At 64.2% G+C, this 16790-nt stretch carries 12 protein-coding genes and 1 pseudogene; 5 read left to right on the forward strand and 8 right to left on the reverse strand.

The features are described 5' to 3' along the window. Positions 1-234: 234 nt before the first annotated feature. Entirely contained in the window at positions 235-2544 is a 2310-nt protein-coding gene (locus tag IVB40_RS20250; RefSeq protein WP_027569709.1) for an NADP-dependent malic enzyme, read from the reverse strand. A gap of 245 nt (positions 2545-2789) precedes the next feature. Here IVB40_RS20250 and IVB40_RS20255 point away from each other — a divergent pair. Beyond that, a pseudogene (locus IVB40_RS20255) lies at positions 2790-4755 on the forward strand (hypothetical protein). 143 nt (positions 4756-4898) lie between these two features. On the opposite strand, the gene aspS reads toward IVB40_RS20255, so the two are convergent. After that, complete coding sequence (aspS, locus tag IVB40_RS20260; protein WP_247816107.1) at positions 4899-6671, reverse strand: aspartate--tRNA ligase; 1773 nt, start codon at positions 6669-6671, stop codon at positions 4899-4901. Between the two features lie 194 nt (positions 6672-6865). On the opposite strand from aspS, the gene IVB40_RS20265 reads away from it, so the two are divergent. Beyond that, positions 6866-8341 carry a protein adenylyltransferase SelO gene (locus IVB40_RS20265; protein ID WP_247816108.1) on the forward strand — a complete coding sequence of 492 codons (1476 nt, stop codon included), beginning with the start codon at positions 6866-6868 and terminating at the stop codon, positions 8339-8341. An 86-nt stretch (positions 8342-8427) separates the two neighbouring features. Here IVB40_RS20265 and IVB40_RS20270 read toward each other — a convergent pair whose 3' ends face one another. Further along, on the reverse strand, positions 8428-9417 hold the full coding sequence (locus IVB40_RS20270) for a zinc-dependent alcohol dehydrogenase family protein (protein WP_247816109.1): 990 nt from the start codon (positions 9415-9417) through the stop codon (positions 8428-8430). Positions 9418-9520: 103 nt separating this feature from the next. Between IVB40_RS20270 and IVB40_RS20275 the strand changes: the two genes are divergently transcribed. Together IVB40_RS20275 and rnd are read left to right on the forward strand one after the other, a co-directional pair. Next, on the forward strand, positions 9521-10420 hold the full coding sequence (locus tag IVB40_RS20275; RefSeq protein ID WP_247816110.1) for a LysR family transcriptional regulator: 900 nt from the start codon (positions 9521-9523) through the stop codon (positions 10418-10420). A gap of 373 nt (positions 10421-10793) precedes the next feature. Then, the gene (rnd, locus tag IVB40_RS20280) at positions 10794-11945 is read left to right on the forward strand and encodes a ribonuclease D (protein ID WP_007591909.1); all 1152 of its coding nucleotides are present in this window, start codon (positions 10794-10796) and stop codon (positions 11943-11945) included. A gap of 174 nt (positions 11946-12119) precedes the next feature. Here the strand turns inward: rnd and IVB40_RS20285 are convergent, their stop codons facing one another. From IVB40_RS20285 to IVB40_RS20305, 5 genes are all read right to left on the reverse strand, one after another. Beyond that, the gene (locus tag IVB40_RS20285) at positions 12120-13502 is read right to left on the reverse strand and encodes an aspartate aminotransferase family protein (RefSeq protein ID WP_247816111.1); all 1383 of its coding nucleotides are present in this window, start codon (positions 13500-13502) and stop codon (positions 12120-12122) included. 158 nt (positions 13503-13660) lie between these two features. Next, the gene (locus IVB40_RS20290) at positions 13661-13831 is read right to left on the reverse strand and encodes a hypothetical protein (protein WP_007609402.1); all 171 of its coding nucleotides are present in this window, start codon (positions 13829-13831) and stop codon (positions 13661-13663) included. Positions 13832-13861: 30 nt separating this feature from the next. After that, entirely contained in the window at positions 13862-14425 is a 564-nt protein-coding gene (locus tag IVB40_RS20295; protein WP_247816112.1) for an isochorismatase family protein, read from the reverse strand. Positions 14426-14450: 25 nt separating this feature from the next. After that, positions 14451-15071, reverse strand: coding sequence for a GNAT family N-acetyltransferase (locus tag IVB40_RS20300; RefSeq protein WP_007591919.1), 621 nt, complete (start codon positions 15069-15071; stop codon positions 14451-14453). Beyond that, a complete protein-coding gene (locus IVB40_RS20305; RefSeq protein WP_247286369.1) occupies positions 15058-15675 on the reverse strand; it encodes a hypothetical protein in 618 nt (205 codons plus the stop codon). The genes IVB40_RS20300 and IVB40_RS20305 overlap by 14 nt, the downstream gene beginning before the upstream one ends. Positions 15676-15746: 71 nt before the next feature. Between IVB40_RS20305 and IVB40_RS20310 the strand changes: the two genes are divergently transcribed. After that, on the forward strand, positions 15747-16787 hold the full coding sequence (locus tag IVB40_RS20310) for a LysR family transcriptional regulator (protein ID WP_247434155.1): 1041 nt from the start codon (positions 15747-15749) through the stop codon (positions 16785-16787). Positions 16788-16790 lie beyond the last annotated feature (3 nt).

Genomic DNA, 16790 nt, shown 5'->3' on the forward strand with positions numbered 1-16790 from the left:
CATTCGCCGGTTTACAAACGGGGAAATGGCGAAAGTCGTTTTGAAAGCATTGAATTGCCGACGCGCGGCAGGTGCGCTCCCTCGCCCCGCTTGCGGGGAGAGGGTTGGGGTGAGGGGGAGCCTCGGCCGGGACGGTGAAAGTTGGACTCGCGGAGAGTCCCCCCTCGCCCGAATTCGAGCTGCGCGCGAATTCGACCTCTCCCCACAAGCGGGGCGAGGTGAAGAGCCCCGCCCCTACGTAAACAACGTCGGCTGCTGCCGCGACGCGCGCTCCTGCGCTTCCACCACAGCCACTGCGGTCATGTTGAGGATGCCTCGCGCCGTCACGGACGGGGTGAGGATGTGGGCTGGACGCGCCGGCCCGATCAGGATCGGACCGACGGGCAGCGCGTCCGCCAGCGACTTGATCATCTGATAGGCGACGTTGGCGGTGTCGAGGCTTGGCATGATCATGATGTTGGCCTCGCCCTCGAGGTTGGAGTGCGGCAGCACCATTTTGCGCGCCGCGGCCGAGAGCGCGGTGTCGCCCTGCATCTCACCGTCAGCCTCGAGCTCCGGATGCTTCTCCTTCAGGAGCTGGGTCGCCCGGCGCATCTTGCGCGAGGATTCCGTGTCGTAACTGCCGAAATCCGAATGCGAGACGAAGGCGATCTTCGGCTTGATGTTGAAGCGTTGGACGTGGACCGCCGCGAGCGAGGCGATCTCGGCGAGCTCTTCGGCGCTCGGATTGGGCCGCACCTGGGTGTCGGCGATGAAGAAGGCGCCCTTGCTGGTGATCAGCAGCGCCAGCGCCGCATAGTCGCTGATCCCCGGTGTGAACCCGACGATCTCGCGGACATGGCGCAGATGGCTCATGTAGCGGCCCTCGACGCCGCAAAGCATGGCGTCCGCCTCTCCGCGCACCACTGCGAGCGCCGCGATGACGGTGTTGTTGGTGCGCACCACCGTGCGCGCCGCATCGGGCGTCACGCCGCGGCGGCCGGCGACCTCGACATAGGACTGCACGTAGGAGCGGTAGCGCGGATCGTCCTCGGGATTGACGAGATCGAAGTCCCTGCCGGCCTTGATCGACAGGCCGAAGCGCTCGATGCGGGCCTCGACCACCGACGGACGTCCGACCAGGATCGGCGTCGCCAGCTTCTCCTCCAGCACCACCTGGGTGGCGCGCAGCACGCGCTCGTCCTCGCCTTCGGCGTAGATCACGCGCACCGGTTGGGTCTTGGCCTTCGCGAACATCGGCTTCATGACGAGGCCGGAGCGGAAAGCGAAGCGCTCGAGCAGCGCGGTGTACTCGTCGAAATTGGTGATGGGCCGGGTCGCGACGCCGGAATCCATCGCAGCCTTGGCGACCGCCGGCGAGATTCGCAAAATCAACCGCGGATCAAACGGAGACGGGATCAGCGAGCCCGGGCCAAACCCTTGCGTCTCGCCGGTATCAAAGCCTTGCGCGACCGCGTCGGACGGCGCCTCGCGCGCGAGCTGCGCGATGGCCTCGACGGCGGCGAGCTTCATCTCCTCGTTGATGGCGCTGGCGCCGACGTCGAGCGCGCCACGGAAGATGAAGGGGAAGCAGAGGACGTTGTTGACCTGGTTCGGAAAGTCGGAGCGGCCGGTGCAGATCATGGCGTCGGGGCGCACCTTGCGCGCCTCCTCCGGCATGATCTCCGGCGTCGGATTCGCGAGCGCCATGATGAGCGGCTTGTCGCCCATCGCCTTGGCCATCTCGGGCTTGAGCACGCCCGGTGCGGACAGGCCGATGAAGATGTCGGCGCCGCCGATGACGTCGGCGAGCGTGCGCTTGTCGGTCTTCTGCGCATAGACCGCCTTCCAGCGGTCCATCGTGGTGTTGCGGCCCTCATGCACTAGGCCGTCGATGTCGCAGACCCAGATGTTCTTGCGCTGCGCCCCCATAGACACCAGCAGGTTCAGGGTCGCGATCGCCGCGGCCCCTGCCCCCGATGCTACGATCTTCACGTCGGAGAGCTTCTTGCCGTTGAGTCGCAGGGCGTTGGTGACGGCGGCGGCAACGATGATCGCGGTGCCGTGCTGGTCGTCGTGGAAGACCGGGATCTTCATGCGCTCCTTGAGCTGCGCCTCGATCTCGAAGCATTCCGGTCCGCGGATGTCCTCGAGATTGATGCCGCCGAAGGTCGGCTCGAGCGCGGCCACGGTCTCGACCACGCGCTCGATGGTGTCGGCCGCGATTTCGATGTCGAACACGTCGATGCCGGCGAATTTCTTGAACAGGACCGCCTTGCCCTCCATCACCGGCTTCGAGGCCAGCGGACCGATATTGCCGAGGCCGAGCACGGCGGTGCCGTTCGAAACCACGGCGACCAGATTGGAGCGGATCGTCAGCGTCGCCGCTTCCGCCGGGTTCTTGGCGATCTCCAGGCAGGCGGCGGCGACGCCGGGCGAATAGGCCAGCGCGAGGTCGCGCTGGTTGGCGAGCGGCTTGCTCGCCTGAATCTCGAGCTTCCCGGGGCGCGGCAGACGGTGATAGGCCAGCGCCGCCTGGTGGAGATCATCGGAATAAGACGACATGCGGTGTCTCGCCTCGCGTTACCGGCCTCAAACTACGTTGTCCTGACCGGCCCGCCTTCGGGTGGTATTTCCGGGTCATGGAAACGGGATGAAGCACGCCGGGCGCCCCGGTGGCAACATCCGATTGCGGCTCCATCAACAGGGCGCCCGGTCAAATATCTGATAGCGCTCACTTTCCCTGGACCCCGCATTGCTTTGCGAATATGGCAAGTTGCGTCCTGCAACGCGAGCAACTGGAGCTGAGAATGAAGCGAATCCTGATCGGCCTGATCGTCGTGGCCGTGGTGGTCGCGGGCGGATGGTTCGGCTTCAATCTCTACGTCCAGCATCGCACCACCGCCGAGGTGGAGGCCGCGTTCGAGCAAATCCGCAAGCAAGGCGGCAAGGCCAGCTACGGCAAGATCGCCTTCGATCTGCCCACGCGCACCCTCACGATCGAGGACATCGCAGTTACGCCCGGCAAGGCACCGCAGGCGCAGATCAGGATCGCCGCTATCAAGGGCACGGGCGTTCGCCAGATCGACGAGACAAGGTTCTCGGCCGACGATATCAACATCACCGGGCTCGAGGTTACGCTGGACCAGATCGGCGCTGCCAAGCTTAAGGTCGCGTACAAGATCCCGCAATTGGTCATGCGCGACTATGCCGGTCCTGTTCACGCGGATCAGGTGCCGGCGGACGGCTCGCTGGTCGACCTGTACCGCTACGTGCTCGGCCAATATGCGAGTGTCGCTGCATCGTCGCTCACGGCCCCGACCCTCACGATCAGCTTCGATTCCGGCGCCGCCGGCAGCGGCGAGGTCATCTATTCCGGACTGGCGATCCAGAACCTGAAGCACGGCAAGATCGACGCGATGAAGTCGGACCGCGCCGTGATCTCGGTCGACGTGAAGCAGCCCGGCAAGCCGGACAAGCTGACGGGCGAATTGTCGAACATCATCGTCAACGATTTCGATTCAAGCGCGATCCTCGCCGCGCTCGATCCGCAGACGGCCAGCGACGACAGCTATCGCCGGGTCTACCGGCAGGTCTCGACAGGTCCCTATGCGCTCAAATCGGCACAGGGGATGCGAGTGGATATCGACGGCTTCACCATGGAAGACATCGCCGTGCAGCCGTCGAAATTCCGGCTGGGCCGAGATATTTGCCGCGCTGCCGCGGGATCAATCGACCCCGCCGACGCCGGCACAGGCACGCGAGCTGCTGGAGAAGCTCGCCGGAGTCTATGAGGGTCTTCGCATCGGTAAGGCCGAAATCGGCAAGATGTCGGTCGGCACGCCGCAAGGAACGGCCACGGTTAATGCCATCCGATATCGCGACGGCGAGTTCGCGGTCGAAGGCGTCGACACGCCGTCTCCGCAGGGACAGTTCAAGATGGAGCGCTTCGCGCTGAAATCCTTCAGCACGGCGAATTTGATGCGCTGGGCAGCAAGCCTCGCCACTCCCGGGCGGGCGCCCTCGCCGGATCAGATGCTCGGGCTGTTCGGCGTGCTCGCAGGCGCAGAGATCAAGGGCGTGACGGCGCCGTTCAAGACCACCAAGAAGCTGGTCATGATCGACACACTGAGCCTGGACTGGGGGCAGCTGGTCGGCTCAATCCCGACCAAGGCGCATGTGATTGCCAAATTTGTCACGCCCACCGATCCATCCGACCCGAAGCAGCTTCCATTGATTGCCAGCGGGATCGACAAGCTCGCGGTCGACCTCGATCTCGGCGCTGCCTGGACCGAACAGTCCAACAGCTTCGTTCTGACGCCGGCGACGCTCGACATCGGCGGGATCGCAAGCGCGCAATTGCGTATTGCGCTCGGCAACGTGCCGCGTGAGGTGTTTTCGACCGATCCCGCTCAGCTCATGGGCCAGGCGGCACGCATCGAGGCGGGCACACTCGAATTCTCATTGCGCGATAGCGGTGTCGTCGATCTCGTCGCGGCGCAGTTCGCGCGCATGCAGAATGTAAGCCGCGATACCGCACGCCAGGCGCTCGTCGAGAGCATCACGGCTAAACGCGAGCAAGTTGCTTCCGCCAATCCGGATGCGAACGCGGCCGTGGACGCGATCGCCCGCTTCGTCGAGACGCCGGGCCAGACGCTTTCCATCAAGCTGTCCCCGCGCGCCAAGGCACCGCTGATGCAATTGATGCAGCTCTTGCAAACCGACCCACCGAGCGCGCTTGCCCAGTTCAGGATCGAGGCGTCGACGGGGCTGTAGGGAACGACGCTGCGCGCGGGGACGGCAATTGGACCGGCGAAAATCCCTCCCCGTCATTGCGAGCGAAGCGAAGCAAGCCAGAGTCCCGCCGCGGAAAGATTCTGGATTGCTTCGCTACTCGCAATGACGCCGTGGAGACAGCCTCACTTCTGCGGCAGATTCACCTTCACATGCAGCTCGCGGAGCTGCTTGGGGCTGGGCTCCGACGGCGCGCCCATCAGGAGGTCCATGGCCTGCTGGTTCATCGGGAACAGCGAGATCTCGCGCAGATTGTTGGTGCCGCACAAGAGCATGACGATGCGGTCGACGCCGGCGGCCATGCCGCCATGCGGCGGGGCGCCGTACTGGAAGGCACGGTACATGCCGCCGAAGCGATCGACGACTTCCTGTTCGCCATAGCCGGCGATCTCGAAGGCCTTCACCATCGCTTCCGGCACGTGGTTGCGGATACCGCCCGAGGCGATCTCGTAGCCGTTGCAGGTAATGTCGTACTGGAATGCCTTGATGGTCAGCGGATCCTGGCCCTTCAAGGCATCGAGACCGCCCTGTGGCATCGAGAATGGGTTGTGCGAGAAGTCGACCTTCTTGTCTTCCTCATTGTACTCGTACATCGGGAAGTCGACGATCCAGGCCAGCTCGAACCGCTCCTTGTCGGTGAGGTTCAACTCCTCTCCGACCTTGTTGCGGGCCAATCCTGAAAACTTCCAGAACTTGTCGGGATCGCCGGCGACGAAGAACGCGGCATCGCCTTCCTTCACGCCGATCTGGGCGCGGATCGCGGCGGTGCGCTCAGCACCGATGTTGTTGGCAAGCGGACCGGCACCTTCGCCGCCCTCGCGCCACATGATGTAGCCGAGGCCGGGCTGGCCCTCGCCCTGCGCCCATGAATTCATGCGGTCGCAGAAGGCGCGAGAGCCGCCGCCCGGCGCCGGGATCGCCCACACCTGGTTCTTGGGGTCCTCCAACATCCGCGCGAACACCTTGAAGCCGGAGCCGCGGAAGTGTTCGGACACATCCTGCATCTCGATCGGGTTGCGCAGGTCCGGCTTGTCGGAGCCGTATTTGCGCAAGGCTTCCGCGAACGGAATCCGGCGCCAGCCCTTGGTCACCGGCTTGCCCTTGGCAAACTCCTCGAACACGCCAGTGATGACGGGCTCCATCGCGGCGAAGACGTCTTCCTGCGTGACAAAGCTCATCTCGACGTCGAGCTGGTAGAACTCGCCCGGCAGACGATCCGCGCGCGGGTCCTCGTCGCGGAAGCAGGGCGCGATCTGGAAGTAGCGGTCGAAGCCCGACATCATCAACAGCTGCTTGTACTGCTGCGGCGCCTGCGGCAGCGCGTAGAACTTGCCGGGATGGATGCGCGAGGGCACCAGGAAGTCGCGCGCGCCTTCCGGCGAGGACGCGGTCAGGATCGGCGTGTTGAACTCGAAGAAGCCCTGCCCCTCCATGCGCCGACGCATCGACTTGATGATTTCGACGCGCGTCATGATGTTCTGGTGCAGCTTCTCGCGACGCAGGTCGAGGAAGCGGTACTTGAGCCTAATGTCCTCGGGATATTCCTGGTCGCCGAACACCGGCAGCGGCAGGTCGCCGGCCGGGCCCAGTACCTCGATCTCGGTGACATAGATCTCGATCTTGCCGGTCGGCAAATCGTCATTGTCGGTGCCTTCGGGGCGGCGACGGACCTTGCCGTCCATCTTGACCACGAATTCCGAGCGCAGCTTCTCGGCCTGCGAGAACGCCGGCGAGTCCGGATCGACCACGCACTGGGTCAGGCCGTAATGGTCGCGCAGGTCGATGAACAGCACGCCGCCATGGTCGCGAACGCGATGGACCCAGCCTGAAAGGCGGACCGTCTCGCCGATGTTGCTCTCGCGGAGCGCGCCGCATGTATGTGACCGGTAGCGATGCATGGTCGTCCCAAAATGATGTCTGAGGATCGAATCGGACGGCCTGAAACGACCGGTCCGAAGTTGCGGCAGGGTTTACCCGACGAGGCCCCAAGCGGCAACCAAGGGAACGCCCTGTTTTCGGCTGGAAGTGTCCCTTTTTGCCCAATCCAGGCTCAAGCCTTTGCCATCCGGCGTTCCACGCCTATCTTGAGGCCATGACAGTCCATTTCCCGTTCCAGAACTCCTATTCGGCGCTGCCGGACAGCTTTTTCGCCCGTGTCGCACCGACGCCGGTGGCGGCGCCCCGGCTCATCAAGCTGAACAGGCCGCTGGCGGTCCAGCTCGGGCTCGATCCAGATGTGCTGGAGACCCCTGAGGGCGCCGAAATCCTGGCGGGCAAGACGGTTCCCGCCGGTGCCGATCCGATCGCCATGGCCTATGCCGGCCACCAGTTCGGGCAATTCGTACCGCAGCTGGGCGACGGAAGGGCGGTGCTGCTCGGCGAGGTCATCGACAAGGACGGCATCCGCCGCGACATCCAGCTCAAGGGCTCGGGTCCCACTCCGTTCTCCCGCCGCGGCGACGGCCGTGCCGCGCTCGGGCCGGTGCTGCGCGAATACATCGTCAGCGAAGCGATGTTCGCGCTCGGCATTCCGACCACGCGCTCACTCGCTGCCGTCGTCACCGGCGAGCACGTCATCCGCGAGACCGCGCTGCCAGGCGCGGTGCTGACCCGCGTCGCCTCGAGCCACATCCGCGTCGGGACCTTCCAGTTCTTCGCCGTTCGCCGCGACACCGATGCCATTCGCCGGCTCGCCGACCATGTCATCGCGAGGCACTATCCGGAGCTGCTCGGCGCCGAGCGGCCCTATCACGCGCTGCTCGGTGGCGTCGTCGCGCGCCAGGCCGATCTCGTCGCACGCTGGCTGCTGGTCGGTTTCATCCATGGCGTGATGAACACCGACAACAGCTCGATCTCGGGCGAGACCATCGATTATGGCCCCTGCGCTTTCATGGATGCCTACAATCCGGCGCAGGTGTTTTCCTCGATCGACGAGATGGGCCGCTACGCCTATGCGAACCAGCCGCGCATCGCGCTGTGGAATCTGACCCGGCTGGCCGAATGCCTGCTGCCGCTGTTCTCCGACGATCAGGAAAAGGCGGTCGCCGATGCCCAGGACATTCTCGGCGCCTTCTCCGAGACGTTCAGCGACGCCTATCAGGCGGGTCTACGCAAGAAGGTCGGCCTGTTCACGGAGCGCGACGGCGACGATGCACTGATCCAGGACCTGCTCGACGCCATGGCCAAGAACCAGGCCGACTTCACCCTCACCTTCCGCAAACTCGGTGACGCCGCTGGCGATCCTGCTGCCGACGATGCACGCGCGCAATTCATGGACCCCGCGGCGTTCGACGAGTGGGCCAGGCGCTGGCACGAGCGCACGGCGCTGGAGCCGCAGAGCGCAGCCGAACGGCAAGCAGCCATGCACGCCGTCAACCCGATCTTCATCCCGCGCAACCACCGCATCGAGGCCGTGATCCAGGCCGCGGTCAACGATGACAACTACGCGCCTTTCGAGGAATTGGTGAAGGTGCTGGCAAAGCCGTTCGATGACCAGCCGGACTACGCCGCCTACGCCGATCCCCCGCTGCCGGACCAGCGGGTGCTGCAGACGTTCTGCGGGACGTGAGGCAGGCTCGGTGCGCAGGGTGGAGGAGCCGAAGGCGTAATCCGTGATGCGGGTGCGGAAATCGTTTGTCCAGGACGATCGTTCGCTCAGATCGACACCACGATTTTGCCGACCTGCATGTTTGACTCCAGAAAACGGTGCGCCTCGACGATCTCGTCAAAGCGAAACGTTTTGGCGATGATCGGACGCAAGGCACCACCCGAAAGCCCATCGAGGATGAACGCCTTCGCCTTCGCAAGCCGCGAGGGGTCGCGGATGATCTCGTGCACGAGATAGCCGCGCAGCGTCAGGCTCTTGGTCAGGACGTTGACCAGCGGAAATGGCGTCGGCTCGGGGCTCAGGCCGCCATATTCGATGAGAACGCCACCCGGCGACATCGCGGCGGTGAGCGGCTCAAATATCGGGCCGCCGACCGCGTCGAACACCACACGAACGCCGTTTGAGCCGACAATGCCCTCCAGGCGCGACCGGATGTTTTCTTCGACCGAGGCGATGACGTCGGCGGCGCCAGCATCGCGTAAGGCTTGCCGCTTGATCGAAGTTCGCGTCACTGCAATCGGTATCGCACCAATCCGGTTCGCGATCTGAATCGCTGCAAGCCCGACACTGCTCGACGCTGCTGTAATAACCACTGCCTCCCCTCGCTTTAGCCCAGCAATATCGACCAGAGCGCCGAACGCCGTCAGATATTGCATCCATGTCGCGGCCGCCGCGTCGAAGCCGAGCTCGGGCGGGTGCTTCACGACGAACTCCGCGGGAAACGTGACGAGCTCGCCATAGGCCGGCCATCGCACCATCGACACGGGTGGCACGATGCTGACGACCTCGCCCGGCGAGAAGCCGCTCACGCCTTCGCCGATCGCCTCGACGATGCCGGCGGCCTCGAGACCAAGGCCGGACGGAAAGGTCGCAGTCTCGATATAGGTCCCCGCTCGCAAGAGCGCTTCCGCGCGATTGAGCCCGAGGGCCTTGACCCTGATCTGCACCTCGCACCTTCCTGGCGGCGCGACGTCAACGGTCTCGATGCGCAGCACCTCGGGGCCACCATGTCTGTGGAAGCGAACGACGCGCGCCATGAACACACTCCAAAACGATTGAATTGAATGGAGCTATGCCAACCGCAGGGCAGCGGATAAAGCGTTGAAACGGCCGAACACTCGAAACAAGGAGTTTGCAATCATGGACCGCCTGACCAGCATGACCGTCTTCGTCAAAGCGGTTGATGTAGGCTCGTTCGCCGCTGCAGCCGATGCGCTCGAAATGTCGGGGCCAATGGTCGGCAAGCACGTTCGTTTTCTCGAGGAGCGCCTCGGCGTCCGCCTCCTCAACCGCACCACACGGCGCCAGAGCCTGACCGAGACAGGCCGAGCCTATTACGAGCGCTGCCGCACTGTGCTCGCCGAAGCCGAGGCCGCCGACGCCGTCGCTTCCGACGAATTGTCCGAGCCGCGTGGCCGGCTTCGCGTGACCATGCCCGCCCTGCTGGGCCGGCACTGCATCGCCCCCTTGCTGATGAAGCTCGCGCGACGATATCCTCATCTGGAGCTCGATCTCTCGTTCGGCGACCCGATCGCTGACATCATCGAGGCCCGCTATGATCTTGCGATCCGGACCGGCGATCTAAACGATCAATCCGGCCTGATGACGCGGCGCATCGCAAGCCAGCGCATGGTGGTGTGCGGTTCGCGCTCCTATCTGCGCGCCAACGGCAAGCCGAAATCGCTCGACGATCTCGCCGCACACCAAGCGATCATCTATCGCCGCTCCGGACGCGTCCGGCCGTGGCTGTTTCCCCGCGAAGGCCAGCCTCCGAGCGAAATCATGCCAGCGGGAAGGCTCAGGCTCGACGATCTCGACGCGATTGCGGACGCCGCTACACAGGGGATGGGACTGGCCTGGCTGCCATACTGGCTGGTCCGCGAACGCCTACGCGCCGGTACGCTCATCAATCTGTTGAGCGGTCAGCCGGGATTTCTCTACGACTGCCACGCGCTCTGGCCCCGCTCGCCCCGGATGCCGCCGAAAGTTCGCGCCGCCGTGGACGCCTTGGCGGCCGTCCTGCCGAAGCTCATGACGTGACGCCGGATGCCGCGGCGCTGCATCACATGGCGCCCCCGTTAACCCCGCGTCCACCATCCGGCCCAGCCCGCCGCCGGTAACCACGAGAATTAACAGACCCTCAATTCCCCCCGGACAAGTTTAGCAATGTTGCTGGGGGATATTGCCGTGGATCTGTTGGTTTTCGAGTTCCTGGGGCTGGCGCTGGTCGCCATGTGCGTGGTCGTGGTGGCGCTGCCCTGCGCGCGCAAACCCTCCCGGCGGGTCCGCTACGAATAGGATTTTCGTCGGAAAATGCGATTCCGGCCCAAATGCAAGGCTCGAATTCGCTTCGAGCCCCTTGACATCACAGCGCTTTCGGCAGAACGGCTGATGGACTTGTCATGGGCCGTTCATGGATTTGATTACCACCACCGCTGACCTTGCGGCTGCCTGCAGCCGGCTGGCCAAGCACCCCGTCATTACCGTCGATACCGAGTTCCTGCGCGAGACCACCTATTACCCGCTGCTGTGCGTGGTGCAGATGGCCAGCGCCGAGGAAGCGATCGTCATAGACACCCTGGCCGCGGGCATCGACCTCAAGCCGTTCTTCGAGCTGATGGCCAATGAGGCCGTGCTGAAGGTGTTCCACGCCGCCCGGCAGGACATCGAGATCATCTGGCATCAGGCGGGCATCATCCCGCACCCCGTGTTCGACACCCAGGTCGCGGCCATGGTGCTCGGCTACGGCGACAGCATCGCCTACGACGCGCTGGTCGAGAAGGTCACCGGGCACCGCCCGGACAAGACTCATCGCTTCACCGACTGGTCGCGCCGGCCGCTGACTAAGGAACAGATGCACTACGCCGTGTCCGACGTCACGCATCTGCGCGACGTGTTCGCAGCGCTCGATGCCGACCTCAAGAAGCGCCGGCGCAGCGAATGGGTCTCGATCGAGATGGAGGTCCTGACCTCGCCCAAGACCTACGACTTCCACCCCGAGCGCGCTTGGGAACGGCTCAAGACGCGGGTGCGCAAGCCCAAGGACCTCGCAGTCCTGATGGAGGTCGCCGCCTGGCGCGAGCAGGAGGCGCAGAGCCGCGACGTGCCGCGCGGCCGCGTGCTGCGCGACGAGGCCGTCAGCGACATCGCAACCCACGCGCCGAATACGATCGAGAAGCTCGCAAACCTGCGCTCGGTGCCGAAGGGTTTTGAGAAATCCAAATGGGGCGCCGACATCGTCGCCGCCGTCGAGCGCGGGCTGGCGCGGGATCACGCCACGCTGCCGAAGCTGGAAAAGCCGCGCAACAACAACAATGGCGCCGCGATCGTCGAGCTGTTGAAGGTGCTGCTGCGCATGACCGCGGAGCGCCATGCGGTCGCGAGCAAGGTGATTGCGACCGTCGACGATCTCGAGGAGATCGCGGCCGACGACGAGGCCGACGTGCCGGCGCTACGCGGCTGGCGCCGCGAGCTGTTCGGCGAGGCCGCACTGAAACTGAAGCGCGGTGAGCTGGCGCTGGCGGTGGAGAAAGGCCGCGTGATCGGGGTTCAGCGAGCGGAATAGGCCGCCATCCCTCCACAACGTCGTCCCCATTACTCCAGGCAAGAGTTTGGCGAAGACTCGTCGTTCGGGACTACTACCACCCGTCTCGCTAGATCACGCGGTATGGGTCCTGGCTTTCGCCAGGACGACACCGAGAGTGGGGTGAGCCGCTCCGCTCGCGTTAAAACGCTTCCCTTACGCCGGCGTCAGCTTCGCCACTTCCGGCTTCATGTCTTCCAGCACACCTGAAATCGCCGCAACCAGCTCGTCGATCTGGGCCTTGGTGACGATCAGCGGCGGGCAGATGGCGATGGCGTCGAGCATGTTGCGCGAGATCACGCCGCGCTCCTGCAGCATGCGGCTGGCCATGCCGCCGACGACGCCCGGCGTTGCGGCAGCCGTCTTGCGCGCCTTGTCCAGCACCAGTTCGATCGCAGCGATCATGCCGACACCGCGGACCTCGCCGACCAGCGGATGGCTGGTGAGTTCACGCAGCTTGCCTTGCATGTAGCCACCGAGTTCGGCGGCATGCGCAACGAGGCCCCGCTCCTCGATGATTTTCAAATTCTCCAGCGCAATCGCCGACCCGACCGGATGGCCGCCGGCGGTGAAGCCGTGGCCGAGCACGCCGATCTTGTTGCTCTCATCCGCGATCGGCTCGAACATACGATCGTTCATCATGATGGCTGACAGCGGGAAATAGCTCGAGGTGATCTGCTTGGAGACCACGATCGCGTCGGGCTTGATGCCGTAGGTTTCGCAGCCGAACATCTTGCCGGTGCGGCCGAAGCCGCAGATGACCTCGTCGGCGACCAACAGGATGTCGTACTTGTTCAAAACCTTCTGGATCTTGTCCCAATAGGTCGCCGGCGGCACGATGACGCCGCCCGCGCCCATCACCGGCTCGCCGAAGAACGCCGCGATCGTGTCCGGGCCTTCCTTCTGGATCAGCGCATCGAGCTCCTCGGCCCGCCGCGTCGCGAAGGCTTCCTCGCTCTCCCCGGGCGCGCCGTCCTTGTAGAAATGCGGCGAGCCGGTGTGCAGGATGTTCGGGAGCGGCAAGTCGAAAGAGCGGTGGTTGTTCGGCAGCCCGGTGAGGCTGGCGGACGCAATCGTGACGCCGTGATAGGCGCGCATCCGGCTGATCACCTTCTTGCGCTGTGGCTGGCCGAGCGCATTGGAGCGATAGGCAATCAACTTCAGAACGGTGTCGTTGGCCTCCGAGCCGGAGTTGGTGAAGAAGACCTTGCTCATCGGCACCGGCGACAGCGCTACCAGCTTCTCGGCGAGATCAATCGAGGGCCCGTGCGATTTGGCGGAGAAGGTGTGATAGAATGGCAGCGCCTGCATCTGCTTGTGCGCGGCTTCGACCAGCCGCTTCTCGTTGAAGCCGAGCCCGACGCTCCACAGGCCTGCCATCGCCTCGAAATAGCGCTTGCCCGACGCGTCGAACACGTAAGGGCCCTCGCCGCGTTCGATCACCAGGGGACCGGCCTGCTGATGGGCGCGCGCGTTGGTGTAGGGATGGAGCTGATAGGCCACATCCCGGGCCTCTTGCGAATTGGGCAACATGGACATTTGCAGGCATCCTTGAAAGCGTCACGTCGCCGGCGCGGCCAGCGTCATCACTCGATGATCCAGCTCCTTGGCTATTGCCACCGCGCAAAACTTGCAACGTCAATTCGTCGGCAGCAAGCGCTCAGCAGCGTTGCACAAAGCCGCACATCGGGCAGCTGTCACGCCGCGCCGTCGTCATTTCCATCGCTGTCGGCGGCAGCGGCCTCCCGCACCTCCACCAGCGCCATCGAGAGCAGATACACCGTCGTGGGCAGACCGAGACGGCGCGCCGCCTCGGCGGCACGCGACAGGTCGCTTGCCAGCTCCTCGAGCTGATCTCCCCGTGACAATGTCCCACTCCATCCGTCGATCGCGGCCGCCTACACCGCAACGGCGCCGCTGGTTCTGATCAGTTCGGCGCTGGACTGGATTGTAGCAAAATTCCCGATCACATTCACTACCGCATGCTTGTAGGCGGCAGCATCGCCTGTCCCCGGCTGCCGGCAGGCCACCGCGTCAGCCACCACCTGGAAGTGATGACTGCGGTGAAACCCGTCAATAGCGGTAGCCAGGACAGTTTCGTCCAGGGAAAAGCCCGCGAGCACACAACGGACATTGCGGATATTGGACATGTAGTCCACAAAACGCGCCGAACTGTAGGCCGACGGCAGCGGATGCTCGAACGTCATTTCTCCCGGCCGCGGCTTCGCCTCCGCGATCCAATCGGTCAGCTTGGATGCCGGATTGAACCAGGCCGCCTGCGCGATGCGCTTCAGATGCATCACCGGCCAGAGATTGTCGCGCCAGAACGTCAACAGTTCCACGCAGCGCGCTGTCGCGGCGTCGCCATCGAGGATGACGTGGCGACGTCCGGGGGTCAGATATTCGACCTGGAGATCCGCGCAGACCAGGATCGGCGGATCGTCGGTGATGGAAACCAGCATGTTTATGCGCGCAGCTGCACCAGTTTCAACGGCCAGCGAGCGCGACGTCCCGCAGCGGCGACGTCACGGCCCGTCCCGCCGAGGCGTCGAGCACGCCCGGCCGGTCCCAGTCGCCCTCGGGTCGGATGATCACGTACGGATCGCTGTCCAGCGTAATGGCATCCGGGCCCGGTTCGATCTCCAGCAGCATTTCCGTGTAGGAGAAGTCGGAGAAAGTGATCTTGCGATTGTGGCCGAGCGGCTTGGCGCCGAAATGGGCCCAGAAATCGACCAGCCGATCCTGCGCCTGGCCGTAGATCTTGCGAAAGCCCTTGCGCTTCACATAGTCGACGCTCGCCTGCACCAGCTTGAACGAGACCCGCGAGCGCCGATATTGGTGCCGCACCGCAAGCCGTTCCACCTTGGCGAAATCGCCGAAGAACCGCACCCGCAGACAGCCCGCAGGCTCGTTGCCGACATAGCCGATGAAATGCGCGGCGACCATGTCGTTGCCGTCGAACTCCTCGTCGAACGGGCAATCCTGCTCGGCGAGATAGACGGCCGAGCGGATCGAGGTGACCAGCATGAGATCGCTGAGATCGCGTGCGAGGCGAATGGTGATCGCGCGGGAATCGGGCTTCGCGAGAGGAATCCTAGTACCGTGCATCTGCAAAACTCCTTGCTTGAATGATCGCGCCCGGCATGCGCATCGGCTGCCGATGCCAGGGCCGCTCGTAGCACCAGAGGTCGGGTTGGAAGCTTGGAACAGGCTCGAATCCTGTCGCCTTCATGATGTCGCGTCCGGCCACGGTTGACGGCTGCGCATAGCAATCCGCGTTGCGAAACCTTAGCTGCCTCAGATGAGCCGCGGCCTTGCCGAGACCGGCGACGCCGCGCCCCGTCGCCGCAATCGCCCAGATGTAGATGGCGGAAACGTCTTCCTTCGCGGACGCGAGATGGCGCGTCTCCGGCGCGGTGAGGCAGATCTCGTCGAGCAACAGCGCATCATGCCCGCGATCGTTGAGAAACAGGAAGGCCATGCCGCCGACGAGGTTGCCCTTTCGGCTGAAAGTCAGGATGCTCTCGGGATCGAAGGCGAAATATTTTGCAAGCTCCGCCGCCCCGATCCGAACGCCCGGCACCAGCCGGTGCGCCAACTGCGAAAGCGCGGCGATTTCGGAAAATTGGGCGCGACGGACGTCGACATCCGGACTGAGCGGCAGCGCGTCGAAATCATGCCTTGCGGCAAACGAGCCCCTTTCCATACCCATGTCACCCCTCTATCGTTCACGGCTTTCGTGCCCCGCTATGACCAAGAGCTTAGCGGCTGGGGATCTGGCGTATGCAGCAGTTATTGCACCGGGGTGCTGCGATGATGCAGCACCGTGAAGAAGCCCTGGATATGTCCTGGGACGATTTGAAACTGTTTTTAGCTTGCGCAAAATATAAAAGTTTCCGCAACGCCGCCGAGGAGCTCGGGCTCACCTCCACCACCCTGATGCGCAGGATCGACCGGCTCGAAGAGAGCATCGACTGCAAGCTGTTCCTGCGCGACCAGAGCGGGCTCACGCTCAGCGACGAAGGCAGCGCGATGATCGCCGACGTCGCGCATATGGAGCGTCATGCCTTCAACGTGTTCCGGCGTGCTTCGCGATCGTCGAACGACATGTCAGGCACCGTGCGCGTCGCGGTGACGGAAGGCCCCGGCAATTTCTGGATCCTGCCGCGACTGATCGACTTCCAGAAGACCTATCGCAAGATCACCGTCGACCTGCGCTGCGCGATGGAACAGGCCGACGTCGCGCGGCTCGAATCCGATATCGCGATCCAGCTCGAGCCGCCGACCAATCCCGATCTGATCGTCGCCAAGCTCGGCCGGCTGCACATCTATCCCTTCGTCTCCAAGGAGTACGAAAACCTCTACGGCGTGCCCGCGACCCTGGCCGAGCTGAAGAACCATCGCATCATCAAGCAGAGCGCCCCGCAGGTCGACGACGGCGCCTACGCCCGCGTGCTCGGACTGAAGTCGCTCGAGGGCATCGTTGGGATCAAGACCAATTCCTCGGTCGGCGTGCTCTATGCGGTGGAGCGCGGCGCCGGCATCGGGTTCCTGCCGACGGTCTCGATCGCGCTCGGCGCTCCGCTCGTTGCCGTCGATCTCGGCGTCAGCCACCACGCCGATCTCTGGCTCACCTATCACAAGGAGTTCCGCGCCTCCGAGCGCCACAAGATCGTGGTCGATTGGCTGAAGAAGATCTTCGATTCCAAGATCCATCCCTGTTTCCGCGACGAGTTCATCCATCCGAACGCGCTGGCGCCAATGATGACGGCCGCGCGCGAGGGCTTTGGATTGACGGGTTATGTCGCGGCGATGCCGACTTAAAGC

Origin of the sequence: Bradyrhizobium sp. 40 (genome assembly GCF_023100925.1) — a bacterium.
Classification (GTDB): Bacteria; Pseudomonadota; Alphaproteobacteria; order Rhizobiales; family Xanthobacteraceae; genus Bradyrhizobium.

Excerpts from the sequence above, each read along its gene's own strand:
- IVB40_RS20310 (WP_247434155.1), top strand. The coding sequence starts at position 15,747 with ATGCAGCAGTTATTGCACCGGGGTGCTGCGATGATGCAGCACCGTGAA.
- IVB40_RS20265 (WP_247816108.1), top strand. The coding sequence starts at position 6,866 with ATGACAGTCCATTTCCCGTTCCAGAACTCCTATTCGGCGCTGCCGGAC.
- IVB40_RS20250 (WP_027569709.1), bottom strand. The coding sequence starts at position 2,544 with ATGTCGTCTTATTCCGATGATCTCCACCAGGCGGCGCTGGCCTATCAC.
- IVB40_RS20295 (WP_247816112.1), bottom strand. The coding sequence starts at position 14,425 with ATGCTGGTTTCCATCACCGACGATCCGCCGATCCTGGTCTGCGCGGAT.
- aspS (WP_247816107.1), bottom strand. The coding sequence starts at position 6,671 with ATGCATCGCTACCGGTCACATACATGCGGCGCGCTCCGCGAGAGCAAC.
- IVB40_RS20300 (WP_007591919.1), bottom strand. The coding sequence starts at position 15,071 with ATGCACGGTACTAGGATTCCTCTCGCGAAGCCCGATTCCCGCGCGATC.
- IVB40_RS20285 (WP_247816111.1), bottom strand. The coding sequence starts at position 13,502 with ATGTCCATGTTGCCCAATTCGCAAGAGGCCCGGGATGTGGCCTATCAG.
- IVB40_RS20305 (WP_247286369.1), bottom strand. The coding sequence starts at position 15,675 with ATGGGTATGGAAAGGGGCTCGTTTGCCGCAAGGCATGATTTCGACGCG.
- IVB40_RS20270 (WP_247816109.1), bottom strand. The coding sequence starts at position 9,417 with ATGGCGCGCGTCGTTCGCTTCCACAGACATGGTGGCCCCGAGGTGCTG.
- rnd (WP_007591909.1), top strand. The coding sequence starts at position 10,794 with ATGGATTTGATTACCACCACCGCTGACCTTGCGGCTGCCTGCAGCCGG.
- IVB40_RS20275 (WP_247816110.1), top strand. The coding sequence starts at position 9,521 with ATGGACCGCCTGACCAGCATGACCGTCTTCGTCAAAGCGGTTGATGTA.